This is a genomic window from Pirellulales bacterium (assembly GCA_035939775.1).
Taxonomy (GTDB): domain Bacteria; phylum Planctomycetota; class Planctomycetia; order Pirellulales; family DATAWG01; genus DASZFO01.
The window spans coordinates 1-15,488 of the sequence record DASZFO010000292.1; the positions used below are offsets into that span (position 1 = coordinate 1).

Here is a 15,488-nt window from a genome sequence, read left to right on the forward strand (position 1 = left end):
ACGAACCGTCGTCGCTGATTCCGGGCATGGCCGCCGGGTTGGTAAGTCGCGACGATTCTTGAGGTTTGTTCGCCGCTTCCGGTTTCGGGGCGACCAAAATATGACCCGTGTTTTGCAGCACGCGCAGCAATTCTATTTGAATTTGGGCTTGAAAGTTTGTGATATTGCCGAGCAGCTTTGGCGAATAAAAGCGGTCAAGGTCGCCCGGTTTTATCTTCGAGTAGCTAAGATGCTGCGCCATTTCGTGAAGTAGGTCCAGCATCTTGGTATAGGGATTTGTTGCAAGTAAATGTTCATCGGAAGTGACGCAAAGTGCGTCGTGGTATGTTCGCCACGCTTGAACGACCGGCGGAACGTCATAGAAAACCACGTCAATCTGATTGAGGGCGGAAAGCCAATCCGGTGCCGGCGGCCAGGATTTCCTATAGGCCATCAACGTGAAAAACAGCCATCGCTTGGCGGCGAGCTTCTGTTTTCGGTTTTCATGCCATAGCGTCACGCTGACCGCCAGAATCGGGCCGACGATGATTGCCGCGACAGTGATTACGGGCATCAACCAATCTGGCATTTGAAGGCCCCATGTTTGGCCATCGGACTAATTCGTCAAGAACCGAAGCGACTGATCCTCGGTGAATGGCTCAATGATAATCGGCTGGCGTGGTCGAATCTAGCCTCATCGCATCGGCCGCTAAGCACGAGCCGGTTAATTAAGTCGCTGCAATAGTAACCAGCGACAAGAGGAGAATGAACGTGGAAAGATGGTCAGAACGATTTACCGAATTGCGCTGACCCATCTTGTCTCGCCCCTTGAATGCTTTCACGTGTCGGGAATTTCTGGACAACACCAACGCCGCTTGATTAAAGTCGAATATCGCGGCAGCATCTCATTTCCAACGCGGAGGTCCGGATCATGGAAAACGAAAGCGCTTCAACGGCGCCGGCGGGAAAGCCGGGCCAGGGATTTGGCGCGGGCGCACAATGGGGTTTGGCGTCGCTGATGATTGGGAGCGTCGTATTCGTCGCATCTCCCATCGTGTTGGTCTTCAATACGATGTTCATGAACGAGGGTCGGTTCAGAATACCGATGGGATTGGCCTGGATCACCTCGCTGATTGGTGTTGTCACGGTGCTGGCGATCGGCGTGGCCGGGATCGTATTCGGAAGTCGCGGCTGGCTCATCGCGGGCCGCCAGCGGCGATGCCCCGCCTTGCCTGTCGCGGGAACCTTCTTGAGCATCGCCGCCGTGATCTGTTGGTTGATCGTCTCGATTGATTTGATCGTGATCTTGGCAACGATGTAGCCGAGCTTCCAAGCTGTTTTGACATATTGGGTGCCATGCCCACGCTGGCACCGGCGCCAGCAAGTCGGCGTGGGCATGAGCCGCAACATGGCATGGCCACTCAGGGAAGTGGCCATGGCACCCGGCGCCCCACATCCCGCAATCCTGTTTGGGGCCCTCACAAAACGTGGCACTGCTTGACGGCTGCTGCCATCCGGTGCGGAACTCCCGTCAAGTCATGGCAGCCGTCAAGCAGTGGCACCCAGCCTCAGTATTTCAGCCCGTTCTTGCGGATGTGTACCATCGGCCGATGGCCGTCGGCGAGATGGCCCGATGTGACTCGGGCGAGGAAGATGCGGTGGTCGGCCGAGTCGATGTGGCCGGACGGTTCGCATTCGAGATAGCCGATCGTACCGGTGAGCACCGGCGCGCCGGCCGACGTGCGACCCAGCTCCATTCCCTCGAAGGCCGGCTCGCCTTCCTCTAAACCGCGGCTGAAGTGGGCCACGACCGGCCGCTGGTCGTCGGAAAGCAGATTGACCGTGAACGGCGTCCCGGCGGTGAGCCATTTGGCCAGCGGGCGATCCTTGTGCAAGGCGACCGTGATCATCGGCGGATCGAAGCCGGCTTGCATGATCCAGCTTGCGAGCATTCCGGTCTCCTCGACGCCGCGGCGGGCCGTGAGGACGAACAGGCCGCTGGGCAGGCGGCCGAGGACGGCGGCGAGATGCGAAGGAGTCACTCGCGACTGCCTCCGGCGCGGCGCAGCGGATGGCCCAGCCGGCGCTCGACGCTGGCCACTTTGCCGAGGATCGCCCCGCGATGGTCGCGGCGCAGGTCGAGCTTGGCCGAGCAGGTGACGCGGTGGCAATCGGCGGCGACCGCTTCGATGCACTGCCGCATCACGTCGAGGACGGCGGCGAGTTCTCCTTCCACCAGCGTGCCCATCGCATGGACTTCGTAATCCAACCCGCTCGACTCGACGATTTCGACACACCGGGCGACATAATCGCCGACGCTTTCTCCCATACCCAGTGGCGAGACGCTGAATTCCAGAAGAACCATGACTGCATTGTAAAGCAAGAAGGAAGAACTAAGCTAGGTTCCCCTTTCTTCTCTCGACGGTTTGCCGTACTTTGTGAGCGGTTGCCATCTGAGGATTTGGAGACGGTCATGGCGGGCGTCTGGTCGAACTATCGGGTCTTCATCAAACAGTTTTTCCGGCGCTATCATACGACCGGGGCGATCCTGCCCAGCGGCCGGCCGCTGGCCTCCGCGCTGTGCCGATACGTCCGCGACGGCGACGGCGCGTCGCGCGAAATCCTCGAAGTGGGACCGGGCACCGGGGCGGTCACCGCGCGGCTCGTGCAATTGCTGCGGTCGGACGATCGGCTGACGCTGGTGGAACTCAACGACGATTTTATCCGGCATCTCGGCGAGCGGTTCGCCAGCGAGGCCGATTTCAAGGCGGTCGGCGATCGCTGCCATTTGGTTCACAGCCGCTTGGAAGACCTCGACGGGGCGGGGCGCTACGATCGCATCGTCTCCGGTTTGCCGCTCAACAATTTCGCGTCCGCGGAGGTACGGCAGATTCTGGAAACCTTCGCCCGACTCGCCAAGCCCGGCGGCATTCTCTCGTTCTTCGAATATGTGGCTGTGCGCAAGGCGAAGCGGTTGGTGAGCGGGCGAAGCGAACGGCAGCGGCTCCGCGAGATTGGCGATCTGCTCGGCCAGCTATCGAAGCAGCACGGAATCCACCGCGACTGCGTGCTGCTAAACGTGACGCCGGCGTGGGTGCATCACGTGCGGTTCGGGAATGGCACGTGATGTCGGCGATCAGATTCCGGAACGGCACAGCGCGGCGAAGCCGCATCCAAAGTTGGAATTCACGCTTTAGCGTGCTCGCGGCACGCTGAAGCGTGAACTCCAACAGAATCGTCGAGCCTAGCAAAGATCTCGAACGTTTCTGTCACGGAGGCCGTTCCCTACAAGCATCGGCCACGCGGGGTTCGGCGCTCAACTTGTCGCAACCGAACTGCCGCCCTATACTTGCAACGGCGATCGCGACGACGGAACATTCTTCGAGAGAGGCCGGCTATGATCTCGCGGCATGGGTTGGTGTGGCTTGTTTTATTCGGCTTGATTGCGGCGCCAGTCCGAATCATCCGAGCGGACGAACCGGCTGCGGAGCCGCCCAAATCTTCCGCGGCCGATCCGGCGAAAGAAAAGGCGGATAAACAAGCGGCCGACAAGCAGGCGGCCAAGGACGAGGAGGAGTTTTACGATCTCTACAAATCTCTGGCCGACACGGTCGATCAGGTCGATCGGAATTACGTCAAGAAGGTCGATCGGCGCGAGCTGATGGAGGCCGCGATCAAGGGGGTCTTGAGCAAGCTCGATCCGTATTCGAGCTACATCGGGCCTAGCGAGGCGGGGCACTTCAAAGATACCGTCGAGAACCAGTTCGGCGGCATCGGCATTCAGATCACGATGGACGAGAGTCAGCTCAAGATTCTCAGCCCCCTGGTGGGCACGCCCGGATACAAGGCCGGCCTGTTGGCGGGGGACAAGATCGTGAAGATCGGCGACGAATCCACCGCCAACCTTTCGTTGGATGAAGCGGTGGGCAAGCTTAAGGGAGATGCCGGCACCAGCATCACGCTCTCGGTGATCCATCCCGGCACGGCCAAGCCCGAGGCGATCACCGTCACCCGCGAAGTGATTCACATCGACACAGTGCTGGGAGACAAGCGGAGAGGGGACGATAGTTGGGATTTCATGTTCGACGGTGAGAAGCGGATCGGCTACATCCGCATCACCACCTTCAGCCGCGACACGGCGCAAGACCTCAAGAAGGCGATGGACGAGCTGAAGGCTCACAAGCTTCGCGGTTTGGTGATCGATCTGCGGTTCAACCCCGGCGGGCTGCTGACCTCGGCAATCGACACTTGTGACATGTTTCTGACCGAAGGGAGGATCGTCAGCACCGAGGGGCGCAGCACGCCGAAAAAAGTCTGGGACGCGACGAAGAAGGCCGATGCCTACACCGGATTTCCGCTGGCGATCCTCGTGAATCGATATAGCGCCAGCGCCAGCGAAATCGTCTCGGCCTGCCTGCAAGACCACAATCGGGCCGTCATCATCGGCGAACGGACGTGGGGCAAGGGAAGCGTGCAAAACGTGATCGAGCTGGAAGACGGCAAGAGCCTGCTCAAGCTGACCACGGCCAGCTACCAGCGCCCGAACGGACACAACATCCATCGCTTTCCCGATTCGAAGGACACTGACGAATGGGGCGTCTCGCCCAGTCCCGGCTACGAAATCAAGCTGAGCGACGCGGAGATGGCGGAGTTTCTCGCCGACCGCCGCGACCGCGACATCGTCGCCGGCAAGAAATCGGGAAAGACCGCGGACGCCAAGGCCGCTGCCAAGCACGGCGCCGATCGGCAGCTTCAGAAGGCGATCGATTATTTGACGACCGAGCTGGCCAAGGCGCCGTGAACCTTCTCACTCTCGAGACGACCTGCGATGAAACCGCTGCGGCGGTAGTGACCGAACGGCTCGAAGTGCTCGGCTCGGCGATCGCCTCGCAAGACGAACTGCACCGGCAGTTCGGCGGCGTGGTGCCGGAAATCGCCTCGCGGGCGCACGTCGAATCGATCTTGCCGGTAATCGACCAAGTGCTCGCTCAATCCGGCCTGCGGCTCGACCAGCTCGACGCGGTGGCCGTGGCCAATACGCCGGGGCTGGCCGGATCGCTCCTGGTGGGATTGGCGGCCGCGAAGTCGCTCGCCGTGGCGCTGGGGATTCCTCTGGTGGCGGTGAACCATCTTCAAGCGCACATTTATGCCTGTCGAATCGCGGCGGGCGCAGAGATTTTCCCCTGCGTCGGACTGATCGTCAGCGGGGGACATTCGAGCCTTTATCGCTGCGAAGGTCCGCTCGATTTCACCTTGCTGGGCGGGACGATCGACGACGCGGCCGGCGAGGCCTTCGACAAAGTGGCCGCCATGCTCGGCCTACCTTATCCCGGCGGCCCGGCAGTCGAAGCCGCGGCCCGCGCGGGAAATCCGCGAGCCTACGCGCTTCCGCGACCGTTCCTGCGCGACAACGACCGGCTCGATTTCAGCTTCAGCGGCCTGAAGACGGCGGTGCGCTATTTGATCGCTCCGCCGGGAACATCGCTGCCAGCCGCGTCGCTCTCCGCCGAAAAACTCTCCGACCTGGCAGCCAGCTTTCAAGCGGCGGTGATCGATTGCCTCTCGGCAAAGGCGCTCGTGGCGCTCGAGCGAACTCGAACCCAACGGCTCTGTGTCGGGGGTGGAGTTGCCGCGAATTCGGCGCTTCGCGAGCGGTTGGCCGGCGAGTGCAAACGGCGCGGCGTGGAACTGCATTTCCCCCCGCCTAGGCTCTGCACCGACAACGCCGTGATGGGAGCCATCGCCATCGAGCGGCTCAAGGCGGGCTTGACCGAGCCGCTCGATCTCGATGCGTTTCCCGCTGCAGCCGGAGCGATGTGACCGCGCTTCTCGCGCTTCAGCGGATGCACTGCGGAATCGTAGACGAATTCGCCAGAATTCGGACTTACGGAGCGTGGGCAGCCCGGAATTCTTGCGAATTCCGCGACGGCGCGCGGCGCTGCTGCTAGAACGTACCGCCGCCGCCGCCACCACCGCCGCCGATGCCGCTACCGCCGCCGCCAGTGTTGTTGCCCGTCATGATGCTCGAAGCGCCCGTGGCGAAGTTGAATGTCTCGACGTCGCCGATCGTCGAGAAGAACGGCACGGCGCTGATTCGCACATAACGCCGATCCGCCGAAACCACCGCCGTCGCAACCAAATTGGCGCCTTCGGGCAACGTCGTGATCACGGGTTGGTATCCGGCCGCTCCCTGGAGCACGAACGGCAAGAGACCGCCCCCCCCGTTGCCGCCGCCTCCGGCGACCGGCGCGGGAATCGTGTCGGAGCGCGAGGCCGCAAACGCTTGCAGCGCGCTGGTGTCGTCGATCAATTTCAATTGCAAATTCAGAGCGGGCACTCTCGGCGCGCCCGCCGCGGCCGCTTGCTGATTAGGGCCGCCAGCGGCGCCCTGGCCGCCGACCATCTTGGCCAGCAAGGCTTGGTTCATGCCGGCGGCGTTTTCGAGCGCGTTGGCTATTTGAGCTTGGGCCAGCGACTCTTGCCGCCGGCCTTCCTTGAGTTCGAACACCACGACGGCGTCCTTCTCGCCGAGCGGAATCTGCTTGTGAATGCGCTCGGCCTGCTTGGTTCCGAGATGACTGTAGATATCGACCGTGACCTTGTTGGCGCTGACCTTGCCCCACACGCGGCGCACCAGCATCCGATACGTGCCCGAGAAGCCGCGACTCACGACGTAGTCTTCCGAGGTGCTCTCGCCCGCCAAAACGCCGGTCCGATCGGCCGAGCTGCTGAGCATCACTCCGCCGGAAGTCGTGCGGGGATTGCGGAACGAGCAGACCGTTCCCGCCGGCTCTTGGACGGTCAGATCGACTTCTGCGTCTCCGGTCCAGCTCACGTGAACGACGCAATCGCGGATCAGGGCCTGATCGAGGGCCGCTTGAAAACGCTCGGCCTCGGCGGTCTTCTTTTCGCCCTTGAGCCGTTCCAGAGTCGCCGTTGCGGCGCGGCGAGCGGTTTGCACCACGTTGAGCTTGTCGTCGGGCCAGGCTTGTCCCATGACTCCGATGCAAGCCCACTGAATTCCCTCGGTGTCGCCGAGCCGCAGCGCCACGGCGAGGCCCTGCATATACGGCTCGCAACGGGTCGGATCAAGCTGTGCAGCCTGGCGGTAGACCTTCAACGCCCGCGCATCGAATCCCATCCGCGTCATATAGACGGCGATGTACGTCAGGTCGTTGGTGGTATGAGCGAATTGCACGGCCGACATCAGCGCCCGCTCGATCTCCTCGCGCGATTGGCTGGCGGCCTGCATCGTCAGCCCGAGCGCTTCGTACATCCAGGGCTGGCCGTATCCATTTCGCAGGGCGCCGCGGATCAGGGCCGCCACGTCGGCGTACTTCTGCTCACTGGTCAATTGCCGGACCGTTTCCCGAACCGATTCGTTCCGCTCGCGCATGGCCGACGAAGCGCGGTCTTTGTCGGGGATTGGCAAGCTGGCGAAGTAGTGATCCCAGGCCGCATCCAATTGGCCCTTCGAGTCGGCCTTGACGGCGATTCGCGCGGCCTTCGCGCCGGCAGGGCGGGCGCCGTGCTGGGTGTCAGGCTGTTCTGCGGCGGCCTTCGCGGTCAGTTTCAGTTCGTTGTTGACGGACGACGATGCCGCATCCGACCGACTTGGCCTGGCATCCACGGAATCGGCAACATCGAAGGCGCCGCCACCGCCAAAGCCGCCGCCGCCCATCCCGCCGCCAAAGCCGCCGCCACCACCCCCGCCGCCAAATCCGCCGCCCGAGAGTCCGCCGCTCATACCGCTGTTAAAGCCGGCGGAGCCGCCGGCGCCTCCCCCGGATTGAAACGGGTTAATGCCCTGAATGGCGATCGGCAGCACCAGGTCGGCGACCGGATATACCTTAGTCACCACGTGTTCCTTGGCCTTCGCGTCGGTGGTGATGAGCAATACTTCGTGGTCGATGATGAAGTTCAATTCGTGCTCCTGAAGCATCAGCCGCAACGCCGATTTGAGCGAAATGCCCTTCAAAGTGCGGGTGATCGGAGTGTCGGCGTTGACGCCGGCATCGGTGAGGGCCTTGGCGTCAAGTTGGATTTCGATGTTGTGGCGAATCTTGAGCGCCTCGACCACGTCCTTGAGCGGAGTTTCGACGAAGTCCATTTCGGTCGGCTGGTCGAGTTCGTGAAGGATCTTGGCCTCGGCACTTCCAGGTTCCTTGAGATCGACCGACTTATATTTCTCGCGGTCCTTGGTCAGCTTGCGCCAGACCTCGGGCGATGGGTAAACGATCGGCGGTTCGTCGGGAAACGGAATGCTCGACACATCGACCAAGTGCGCCGTGGCCAGGAATTCTTTGTTCGTCTGGTCGCGAATCGTGTTGCCCAGCGCGATGTTGTGCGTGAAGCCGGCGTTGACCACGGCGGCAACTGCCACGGGCAAGGCGTCGGCGTCGGCTGGAGCCTCGGCGGATTGGACTGCCCTAAAAACGTTCAATGCCTCGACCGCCGCGTCGTTCTCGGCTTCCGCATAGCGGCCTTCCAGCATCAGCGAGTTCATCCGTTCGATAAGTTGCCGGACCTTCTGCTGATCGCGGACGAGATTGTCTTGAATATGCTTGCTCTCTTCGATCTGCGCGGCTCTGATCTGCGCCTCGACCACCTCGTAGTCGCGTTCGCGGGCCCGCGTGCTGGCCTGGACGATCGCGGCGTCGATCCGTTCGCGAAGCTGGGCTCGCGTTTCGGCCGGCAGCTCCGGCGCACGAGTGACCGATTCCCGAAGGAGCTGGAGGTCTTGCTTCACGCCGGCAGGATTGATGGACATTTGGTCGCGCGCGCGTTGCAATTGCTGGTTCACATCGGCGATGATTTGGCCGATCCGGACTTGTCGCAATCGGTCGGCTTCTTCGAGGAATTGACCGGTTTGCCCCGCTAGACCCGATTGATTGTCCGGACCCGCTTGCCCGCCTGCCGGCGCCGGCGGGGGCGGAATTGGCGCGTCAGCGGGTGATTTCGCCAAATGGATGGCATTCGGATCGGCGGAATCGGCCGGAGGCGCCGATCCAGTTTGTGCATCGGCCGGAGAACCAGATCCAGCTTGTGCAGGGGGAGGAGGCACCGCGTCGGCTTGTGCGGCCACGGGACGAACTTTGCCGTCGAGCTGAGCTTTAACCAATTGGGCGCGGGTGTTCGTCGGATCGCGCTCTAGCGCGGCGTCGGCCAACTGGCGGGCTTGCTCGCGGTTGCCGCCGCCGGCCACCTCCGATGCGACTCTCGCGATGCTCTGAGCCCCGAGATTCACCATCCGCCGAGCTTCCCACAGTCCCTCGCTCCCCACGGTCGGCAAATGATAGCCCCCGTCCGACCGTCCGGAATCGACCAACTGGGTCAGGTAAGCATTTTCGGGATTCGATTTCCGCGGTTCAGCGTTCCAGGAATACGAGACCGGCGATGCAGCGACCTCGCCGGCAATCTTCACTTCGACCGGTCCGGCCTCGCCGAGCTTGCCCACGAGAATCGTATCGCGATCGGCACGCAGTGGCGGCGTCTTCTTGGGATAGATTTCTGCCAGCGATTTCGAGACGTTAAACGATGTCGGCCAAACCACCGGCCCAGTCGCCATCTGCGCCAAATGCCGGCCGATTTCCTTCCCGAGCATCCCCGGCCGATCGTCACTGGCGCGGTCCGCATCGACCAGCAACATGCCCCCGGTCTGATTGGCCAGCGCGGCCAGAATCGAAGCATCCACCTTTTGGCCCAGGACGAAACTGCTGACCGAGATTCGACCACCCACGAGTTGATCGACCAGGCCGTTGAATTCATCCGCCATTGAATTGGCCTTGCTAGCGCCGTCGCCAATGTAGACGATCGACTTGTCCGCGGCTTTGGCGCCGGTAAACCCTTCGATGGCCTTGGCCAGCGCGACGCCCATGTCGGTCGCCCCCAATGGCACTCGCTGCCGCAGCTTGCTCATCGCGGCATCGATGGCAGCGCCGCGCGGGGCGACGAATCCTTCGGTCAACGGAATCGCGTTGAGATCGATGGCCACGAGCTGCACGCGGTCTTTCGCGCCTAGAGCGCTCAAGAATCCGCCGAGCGCTTCGAGCGCCTTGTCGCGGTAGACGCCGGTCTGGCTGGCGGACGTGTCGAACAGAACGATCATGTCGTGGGTGTCGCTCGCGGGGGCCTTCACCGGCGGCAAGCTAAGAGCGAAATAGGTTGCGCCGTCGGATGCGGTGAATGTGTCGAGCCGCGCCGCCTCGGGACCGGCGTTGCTCGGCGCCGCATTGTCGCTAGAGGCCTTGTCGGCCGCCGCCACTCCCATAGCGGCCATCGTGATCGCGGCCAGCGCGACGCTCACGGTCGCCATCATTCGGCAACTGCTGCTGAACTTGGACATGACTCTGTGCTCCTTGTAGACGCAACACGACATCCCGAGGCGGCGTGTTCCGGTAGCGCCGAATCCGAACGTCGAAAAGAAATGCCATGCAAACGACGCGAGCCCACCGTCCGACAATCATTCGTCCGGCTGCACCTATTTTATTCTCCCCACAGGCATTACGCTACCAAAAAAGGACAAAAAACCGAGGCTCGAGGCCGGAGGCCAGGGGGCCGAGAAAGCGGCGAATCTCGGCTGACCAGTCGCGAGTTGCGACCTTCTATCGTCTTATCAAAAGGCTCCTGGTCTCGCCAATCTGGCAAAAAATGTATACTTATTCCTTTGGATCAGGCAGCGGCAAACGCGATCTCCAGAACATCAAACTCTAAACCGGCTCGTTCGCGGCCGACGCCGCCGGCGTCGGCATAAGTAGGAGGCTGTTATGCGCAAAAACGTCGTTTTGTGTCTGCTGAGCGCGGTTTTGGGGGGCGTCTTGGCCGCGGGCTTGTGGAACCAGCCGAATCCCGCCCATCGGGTGACGGCCGCGGAACCCCCGGCCGTGACAGGTCCGCGGATCGAGCCGGTGGGGACGCCGGGAAACGAGCCATTGCCAGTGGCCGTCCGAGCGCGGGCCGCCGTTGAAGACGACCTGACTCCCGAGGAGCGGGTCAACGTAGCCGTCTACGAAAATGTCAACCGCAGCGTCGTGAACATCGTCACCAAGATCCCCGGCACGGCCGGATTCTTGATGTTCGACAACACCGAGGTCGGGGCCGGCTCCGGCTCGGTCCTCGACAAACGGGGGCACATCCTGACGAACTACCACGTCATTGAAGGTGCGAAGGAAATCGAAGTCACGCTCTTCGACGGCACGCAGCACGACGCCCGTCTCGTGGGACGCGACATTTCCAGTGACGTCGCGGTGATCCAGATCGAGGCCCCGCCCGACGTTTTGTTTCCGGTCTTTTTCGGCGACTCGACGCGGCTCAAAGTTGGCCAAAAAGTTTTCGCCATCGGCAATCCGTTCGGCTTCGATCGCACGCTGACCACGGGCATCATCTCCAGCCTCGATCGCTCGATTCCCGCGCGAAACGATCGAACGATCAAGTCGATCATTCAAATCGATGCGGCCATCAATCCGGGCAATTCCGGCGGGCCGCTGCTCGATAGCCATGGCCGGCTGATCGGAATGAACACGGCCATCGCCAGCCGAACTGGCCAAAACACGGGAATCGGGTTCGCGATTCCGGTGAACAACATCTCGCGCGTCGTTCCGGAGTTGATCGAGAAGGGGCACGTCGTTCGCCCCGAGACCGGGATCACGCGCGTTTATCAAACCGAACAGGGTCTGTACGTCGTGACCATGGCGACCGGCGGACCTGCAGAACAGGCCGGCTTGCGCGGTTTCAAGGTCGTAAAGCAGGTCAAGCGACAAGGGCCGTTCACATACCAAACTGAAACCGTCGATCGCAGCTCCGCCGATCTGATCATCGGAGTGAACGGCGAAAAGACCCTCACGCGCAATGATTTCTTAAACGCGATCGAGGCCCACCATCCGGGCGAGGACGTGATCCTCAACGTCATCCGCGAAGGGCGTCAGATTGCAGTGAGATTGAGGTTGGCCGCGGCGGAGTCGTGAGTCATGCCATGAATCACGCCTATTTACTCGCCTGCTGCCGCACGCCGATCGGCAAGTTCTTGGGGGCGCTTGCGGCATTGCCGGCCCCCGAACTTGGAGCGGCCGCGATTCGGGACGCCGTTCGCCGCGCCGGGGTTCCGGCCGATGCGATCGAGGAAGTGATCATGGGATGTGTGCTCGCGGCGGGAGTCGGGCAGGCGCCGGCGCGGCAAGTTGCGCTCAAGGCCGGTTTGCCGCCGACGGTGGCCGCGCTGACGATCAACAAGGTCTGCGGATCGGGGCTGAAGGCCGTCATGCTGGCCGATCAGGCGATTCGATCGGGCGACTCGCGATTGATTGTGGCCGGCGGCATGGAGAGCATGAGCCGCGCGCCGTTCTTGCTGACCGGTGCTCGCGAAGGCTGGAAATTCGGCCCGCAGAAGGTGCTCGACTCGATGCTTCACGACGGGCTGTGGTGCGCGTTCGAAGACGTGGCGATGGGGGCCGAGGCCGACTATATCGCATCCAGCCGTCAGGTGAGCCGCGGCGATCAAGACGCCTTCGCGGTTGAAAGTCATCGCCGAGCGAACGCAGCCATGGAGCAAGGGCTGTTCGACGCCGAGATTGTGCCGGTGATCATGCCGGGCCGAAAGGGAGAGACTCGCATCTCGCGTGATGAGGGCCCGCGGACCGATTCGACGATCGAGGGCCTCGCCAAGCTCCGCCCCGCGTTTCAGCCGGACGGGACGGTAACTGCGGGAAATGCCTCACAACTGAGCGACGGCGCGGCGGCGGTGGTCGTCGGCGACGAACGGGCGGCGCGAGAGAGCACGTCTCCGCTGATCGCGCGAATCGTCGCCACGGCAACTGCCGGCGTGCCGCCGAAGGAGATCTTCATTGCCCCCGTCGCCGCGATCGAGCGCGTTTTGGAAAAGTCCAAGCTCAGACTTGCGGACATCGATCTGGTCGAACTGAACGAGGCTTTCGCCGCCCAATGTCTCGCGTGCATGCGGCCGCTCGGTTTGGATTCGGCGAAGACCAATGTCAGCGGCGGGGCGATCGCGCTCGGGCATCCGATCGGGGCGAGCGGGGCGCGAGTGCTCGTGACGCTGCTCTACGGCTTACAGCGCCTAGGGCTGAAACGCGGCCTAGCCGCCCTCTGCCTCGGCGGCGGCAATGCCGTGGCGATGATCGTCGAGCGCGAGTGACAAGTGTACTCCTCACGCTCCGCGTGAGCAAATGTCATCACGCGGAGCGTGATGACTACACGGGTCGCGTTGCCGGTCTTCCCGATGGGCAGCAGTCATCCGGGCAAAAATCGTGGCTCGGCCCGAGCGTGCCCAAGGCCGGCCGTTCGACGTTCCCATCAATTCGTTCAACGATCAACTCCCGGATCATCTGGACGAACCGCGGATGGGTGCCGACCGTCGCTGCACGCACCATATTGATCCCCAATTCGTCGCAGATCGCGTGAGCTTCCATATCGAGGTCGTAAATCACTTCCACGTGGTCCGAAATGAAGCCGATCGGCACGATGACCACGTCGCTCGCCCCGGCCATCTTAGAGCCTAGCCGAGAACCGCCGGGGACTGTCCCCTTTTGTGGAGCGGGCACCATCGCCAGATGGTCGGGAACCAAAGGGGACTGTCCCCCTCTCCGCAGGCGGTTCTCGGATTGGCTCTTGGAGGACCGTAGCCAATCGCGGATGTCCGGCTCGAGCCACGGCTGGCTCGGCGGCCCGCTGCGGCTTTGGTAAACCAGTTCCCACTCGCGCCCGACAGTTTCCGCGACGAGCCGGCAAGCCTCACGAAGCTGCGGCTCGTAGCGGCAGCCCTGGGCCATCGCAAGCGGGATGCTATGTGCCGTGAAGGCCAGCCGCACGCCAGCGCTGCGTTCGGTGGGAATCCGCTCGATCGCCTCGCGAGTGCGGTCGATCATTGGCTCGATAAACCCCGGATGATTGAAGAATGTTCGCAGCTTGTCGATCCGCGGCGCGGCAGGCCCGACCTCAGCCCGAGCCTGCTCGATGTTCTCAAGATACTGCCGGCAGCCGGAATACGAGCTATAGGCGGATGTGAAAAACGCCAGTGCCCGGCGAACGCCATCCGCCGCCATCTGCCCCAGCGTATCCGGCAAGAGCGGATGCCAATTGCGATTGCCCCAATAGATCGGCAGCCGCGGTCCATGGGAATCAAGCTCATCGCGAAGCGCGGCGATCAGCGCGCGATTCTGCGCATTGAGCGGACTTACGCCGCCGAACCGCCGATAATGCTCCGCGACCTCGAGCATCCTCTCGCGGGGCACATTCTTCCCGCGTAGGACGTTCTCCAGAAACGGCGCCACGTCCGCCATCCCCTCGGGCCCGCCGAAGGAAACCACCAGCAGCGCGTCATATTTATGAGTGCTCATTCGCCGCGGTCGCTTTTCCAGCCGGTTCCGGCGCCGCGTAGCCGTATCGTTGCAAATAGTCGCCGCAGCGGGCGCGAATCTTGGCGGCCAAGCGCTCTTCCAGCTCGTATTTATTGGTCCGATAGTTCTTCACGCCTTCAAGATACTTCGCCACCGCGGGCCGTGCCGTCTCGAAGTCGCCCAAATTCAGCCGTCGATAGATCTCGTCAAGCCGCGGCAGGGGTTCGGCCACCAGGTCTTCGTAACGCAGCTCAACGAAATTCGCCTCGGGAATCAATCCCCGCTCTTGCTCGAACCGGCCATACATCAGCTCGAACATGTCGAAAACGCGGTCTTCGAGAGATTGCTCGCCGCGGATTTGGAGCGACACTGCATCGGTCATCCGCGCCCAGGTGCGGATCGATGAAGGAATCACCACTCGCGGATCGCGCACGATGTGTACGAAGCGGGCGTCGGGATACAACTCGAGGATCGTCTTCACTCGCGCCGTGTGCGGCGGCGATTTGACGACAATCCGCGCGGAAGTGTCTTTCAAATTGAGCCGCCGCATGAACCAGTCCATTCCGCATAGCCAGCGCTTCCGCTCCTCGGCGGAAATGCCCTGAAGCGTGAGAAACTCCGTGTGAACGCCCCGATTGGGAAATGCCCATTCGAGATACGGCGAACCGACCCCTAGATTCATGAGCGCGAATTCATCTTCCTGAGGCCGCTCGAAGCCGAAGGCCATGTCGTCCATCGGCCGTGTCTTGGGAAGCAGCCAGCCAAGCCAGCGGGTAATGAAGCCCGCGGAAAGGAGGAAGTGCCGCGGGGCCATGCAATCGTAAGTGGTCGGATAAATGAATCGCCTGTCTTGCACGAGCAGCTCGTGCAACAGCGTCGTGCCGGTCCGCCAATGCCCGATCACGAAGAGCGGCGGATTCCCGAGCGGCGTTCGCCGCGCGCGGCCCCCATAGATCGCCTCGCTGATCCAAGCCAGCACGAGATTGATCCACGTGACGAGCGAAATGGCGATCGCCATCGGGATCCGCGTCGGAGAGACGGCGAAGCGATTGGCCGCCAGCAGCCGGAACCACACGCCCGGCGTCATGCCGTGCCAAGGTCGCGGCGTTCGCATCGGCAGCGTCGTTCGCTTTTCTTTCGCCATGTCGCTAGCTCATT

General features: G+C 62.4%; 12 protein-coding genes. 5 read left to right on the forward strand and 7 right to left on the reverse strand.

The features are described from left to right. The 4 genes from VGY55_17990 to VGY55_18005 all read right to left on the reverse strand — a co-directional run. Window positions 1-568 (reverse strand): DUF6680 family protein (locus tag VGY55_17990; protein ID HEV2971871.1); only part of this gene is annotated, 568 nt, incomplete at its 3' end. 290 nt (window positions 569-858) lie between these two features. Next, window positions 859-1,416, reverse strand: coding sequence for a hypothetical protein (locus tag VGY55_17995; protein ID HEV2971872.1), 558 nt, complete (start codon window positions 1,414-1,416; stop codon window positions 859-861). Window positions 1,417-1,547: 131 nt separating this feature from the next. Continuing rightward, a complete protein-coding gene (locus tag VGY55_18000) occupies window positions 1,548-2,021 on the reverse strand; it encodes a flavin reductase family protein (GenBank protein HEV2971873.1) in 474 nt (157 codons plus the stop codon). Beyond that, on the reverse strand, window positions 2,018-2,344 hold the full coding sequence (locus VGY55_18005) for an MTH1187 family thiamine-binding protein (GenBank protein ID HEV2971874.1): 327 nt from the start codon (window positions 2,342-2,344) through the stop codon (window positions 2,018-2,020). Before VGY55_18005 ends, VGY55_18000 begins: the two co-directional genes overlap by 4 nt. Window positions 2,345-2,452: 108 nt before the next feature. Here VGY55_18005 and VGY55_18010 point away from each other — a divergent pair, with 108 nt between their 5' ends. From VGY55_18010 to tsaD, 3 genes are all read left to right on the forward strand, one after another. Then, the gene (locus VGY55_18010; protein ID HEV2971875.1) at window positions 2,453-3,106 is read left to right on the forward strand and encodes a methyltransferase domain-containing protein; all 654 of its coding nucleotides are present in this window, start codon (window positions 2,453-2,455) and stop codon (window positions 3,104-3,106) included. A gap of 270 nt (window positions 3,107-3,376) precedes the next feature. Next, window positions 3,377-4,780, forward strand: a complete 1,404-nt coding sequence (locus VGY55_18015) for a S41 family peptidase (protein HEV2971876.1) — start codon at window positions 3,377-3,379, stop codon at window positions 4,778-4,780. Further along, the gene (gene tsaD / locus VGY55_18020) at window positions 4,777-5,799 is read left to right on the forward strand and encodes a tRNA (adenosine(37)-N6)-threonylcarbamoyltransferase complex transferase subunit TsaD (GenBank protein ID HEV2971877.1); all 1,023 of its coding nucleotides are present in this window, start codon (window positions 4,777-4,779) and stop codon (window positions 5,797-5,799) included. The genes VGY55_18015 and tsaD overlap by 4 nt, the downstream gene beginning before the upstream one ends. 124 nt (window positions 5,800-5,923) lie before the next feature. Here the strand turns inward: tsaD and VGY55_18025 are convergent, their stop codons facing one another. Further along, window positions 5,924-10,324, reverse strand: a complete 4,401-nt coding sequence (locus tag VGY55_18025; protein ID HEV2971878.1) for a hypothetical protein — start codon at window positions 10,322-10,324, stop codon at window positions 5,924-5,926. Between the two features lie 421 nt (window positions 10,325-10,745). Between VGY55_18025 and VGY55_18030 the strand changes: the two genes are divergently transcribed. Together VGY55_18030 and VGY55_18035 are read left to right on the forward strand one after the other, a co-directional pair. Continuing rightward, complete coding sequence (locus VGY55_18030) at window positions 10,746-11,942, forward strand: trypsin-like peptidase domain-containing protein (protein HEV2971879.1); 1,197 nt, start codon at window positions 10,746-10,748, stop codon at window positions 11,940-11,942. Window positions 11,943-11,950: 8 nt separating this feature from the next. Then, complete coding sequence (locus VGY55_18035; GenBank protein HEV2971880.1) at window positions 11,951-13,129, forward strand: acetyl-CoA C-acetyltransferase; 1,179 nt, start codon at window positions 11,951-11,953, stop codon at window positions 13,127-13,129. 55 nt (window positions 13,130-13,184) lie between these two features. On the opposite strand, the gene VGY55_18040 is transcribed toward VGY55_18035, so the two are convergent. Both VGY55_18040 and VGY55_18045 read right to left on the reverse strand, forming a co-directional pair. Then, the gene (locus tag VGY55_18040; protein HEV2971881.1) at window positions 13,185-14,330 is read right to left on the reverse strand and encodes a ferrochelatase; all 1,146 of its coding nucleotides are present in this window, start codon (window positions 14,328-14,330) and stop codon (window positions 13,185-13,187) included. Continuing rightward, a complete protein-coding gene (locus tag VGY55_18045) occupies window positions 14,317-15,474 on the reverse strand; it encodes a sulfotransferase (GenBank protein HEV2971882.1) in 1,158 nt (385 codons plus the stop codon). The genes VGY55_18040 and VGY55_18045 overlap by 14 nt, the downstream gene beginning before the upstream one ends. Between the last annotated feature and the right edge of the window lie 14 nt (window positions 15,475-15,488).

Bases quoted from the DNA above. Each gene is read 5' to 3' on its own strand.
- VGY55_17995 (HEV2971872.1), bottom strand. From the start codon at position 1,416: ATGGCCACTTCCCTGAGTGGCCATGCCATGTTGCGGCTCATGCCCACG.
- VGY55_18005 (HEV2971874.1), bottom strand. From the start codon at position 2,344: ATGGTTCTTCTGGAATTCAGCGTCTCGCCACTGGGTATGGGAGAAAGC.
- VGY55_18010 (HEV2971875.1), top strand. From the start codon at position 2,453: ATGGCGGGCGTCTGGTCGAACTATCGGGTCTTCATCAAACAGTTTTTC.
- VGY55_18015 (HEV2971876.1), top strand. From the start codon at position 3,377: ATGATCTCGCGGCATGGGTTGGTGTGGCTTGTTTTATTCGGCTTGATT.
- VGY55_18025 (HEV2971878.1), bottom strand. From the start codon at position 10,324: ATGTCCAAGTTCAGCAGCAGTTGCCGAATGATGGCGACCGTGAGCGTC.
- VGY55_18030 (HEV2971879.1), top strand. From the start codon at position 10,746: ATGCGCAAAAACGTCGTTTTGTGTCTGCTGAGCGCGGTTTTGGGGGGC.
- VGY55_18035 (HEV2971880.1), top strand. From the start codon at position 11,951: ATGAATCACGCCTATTTACTCGCCTGCTGCCGCACGCCGATCGGCAAG.
- VGY55_18040 (HEV2971881.1), bottom strand. From the start codon at position 14,330: ATGAGCACTCATAAATATGACGCGCTGCTGGTGGTTTCCTTCGGCGGG.
- VGY55_18045 (HEV2971882.1), bottom strand. From the start codon at position 15,474: ATGGCGAAAGAAAAGCGAACGACGCTGCCGATGCGAACGCCGCGACCT.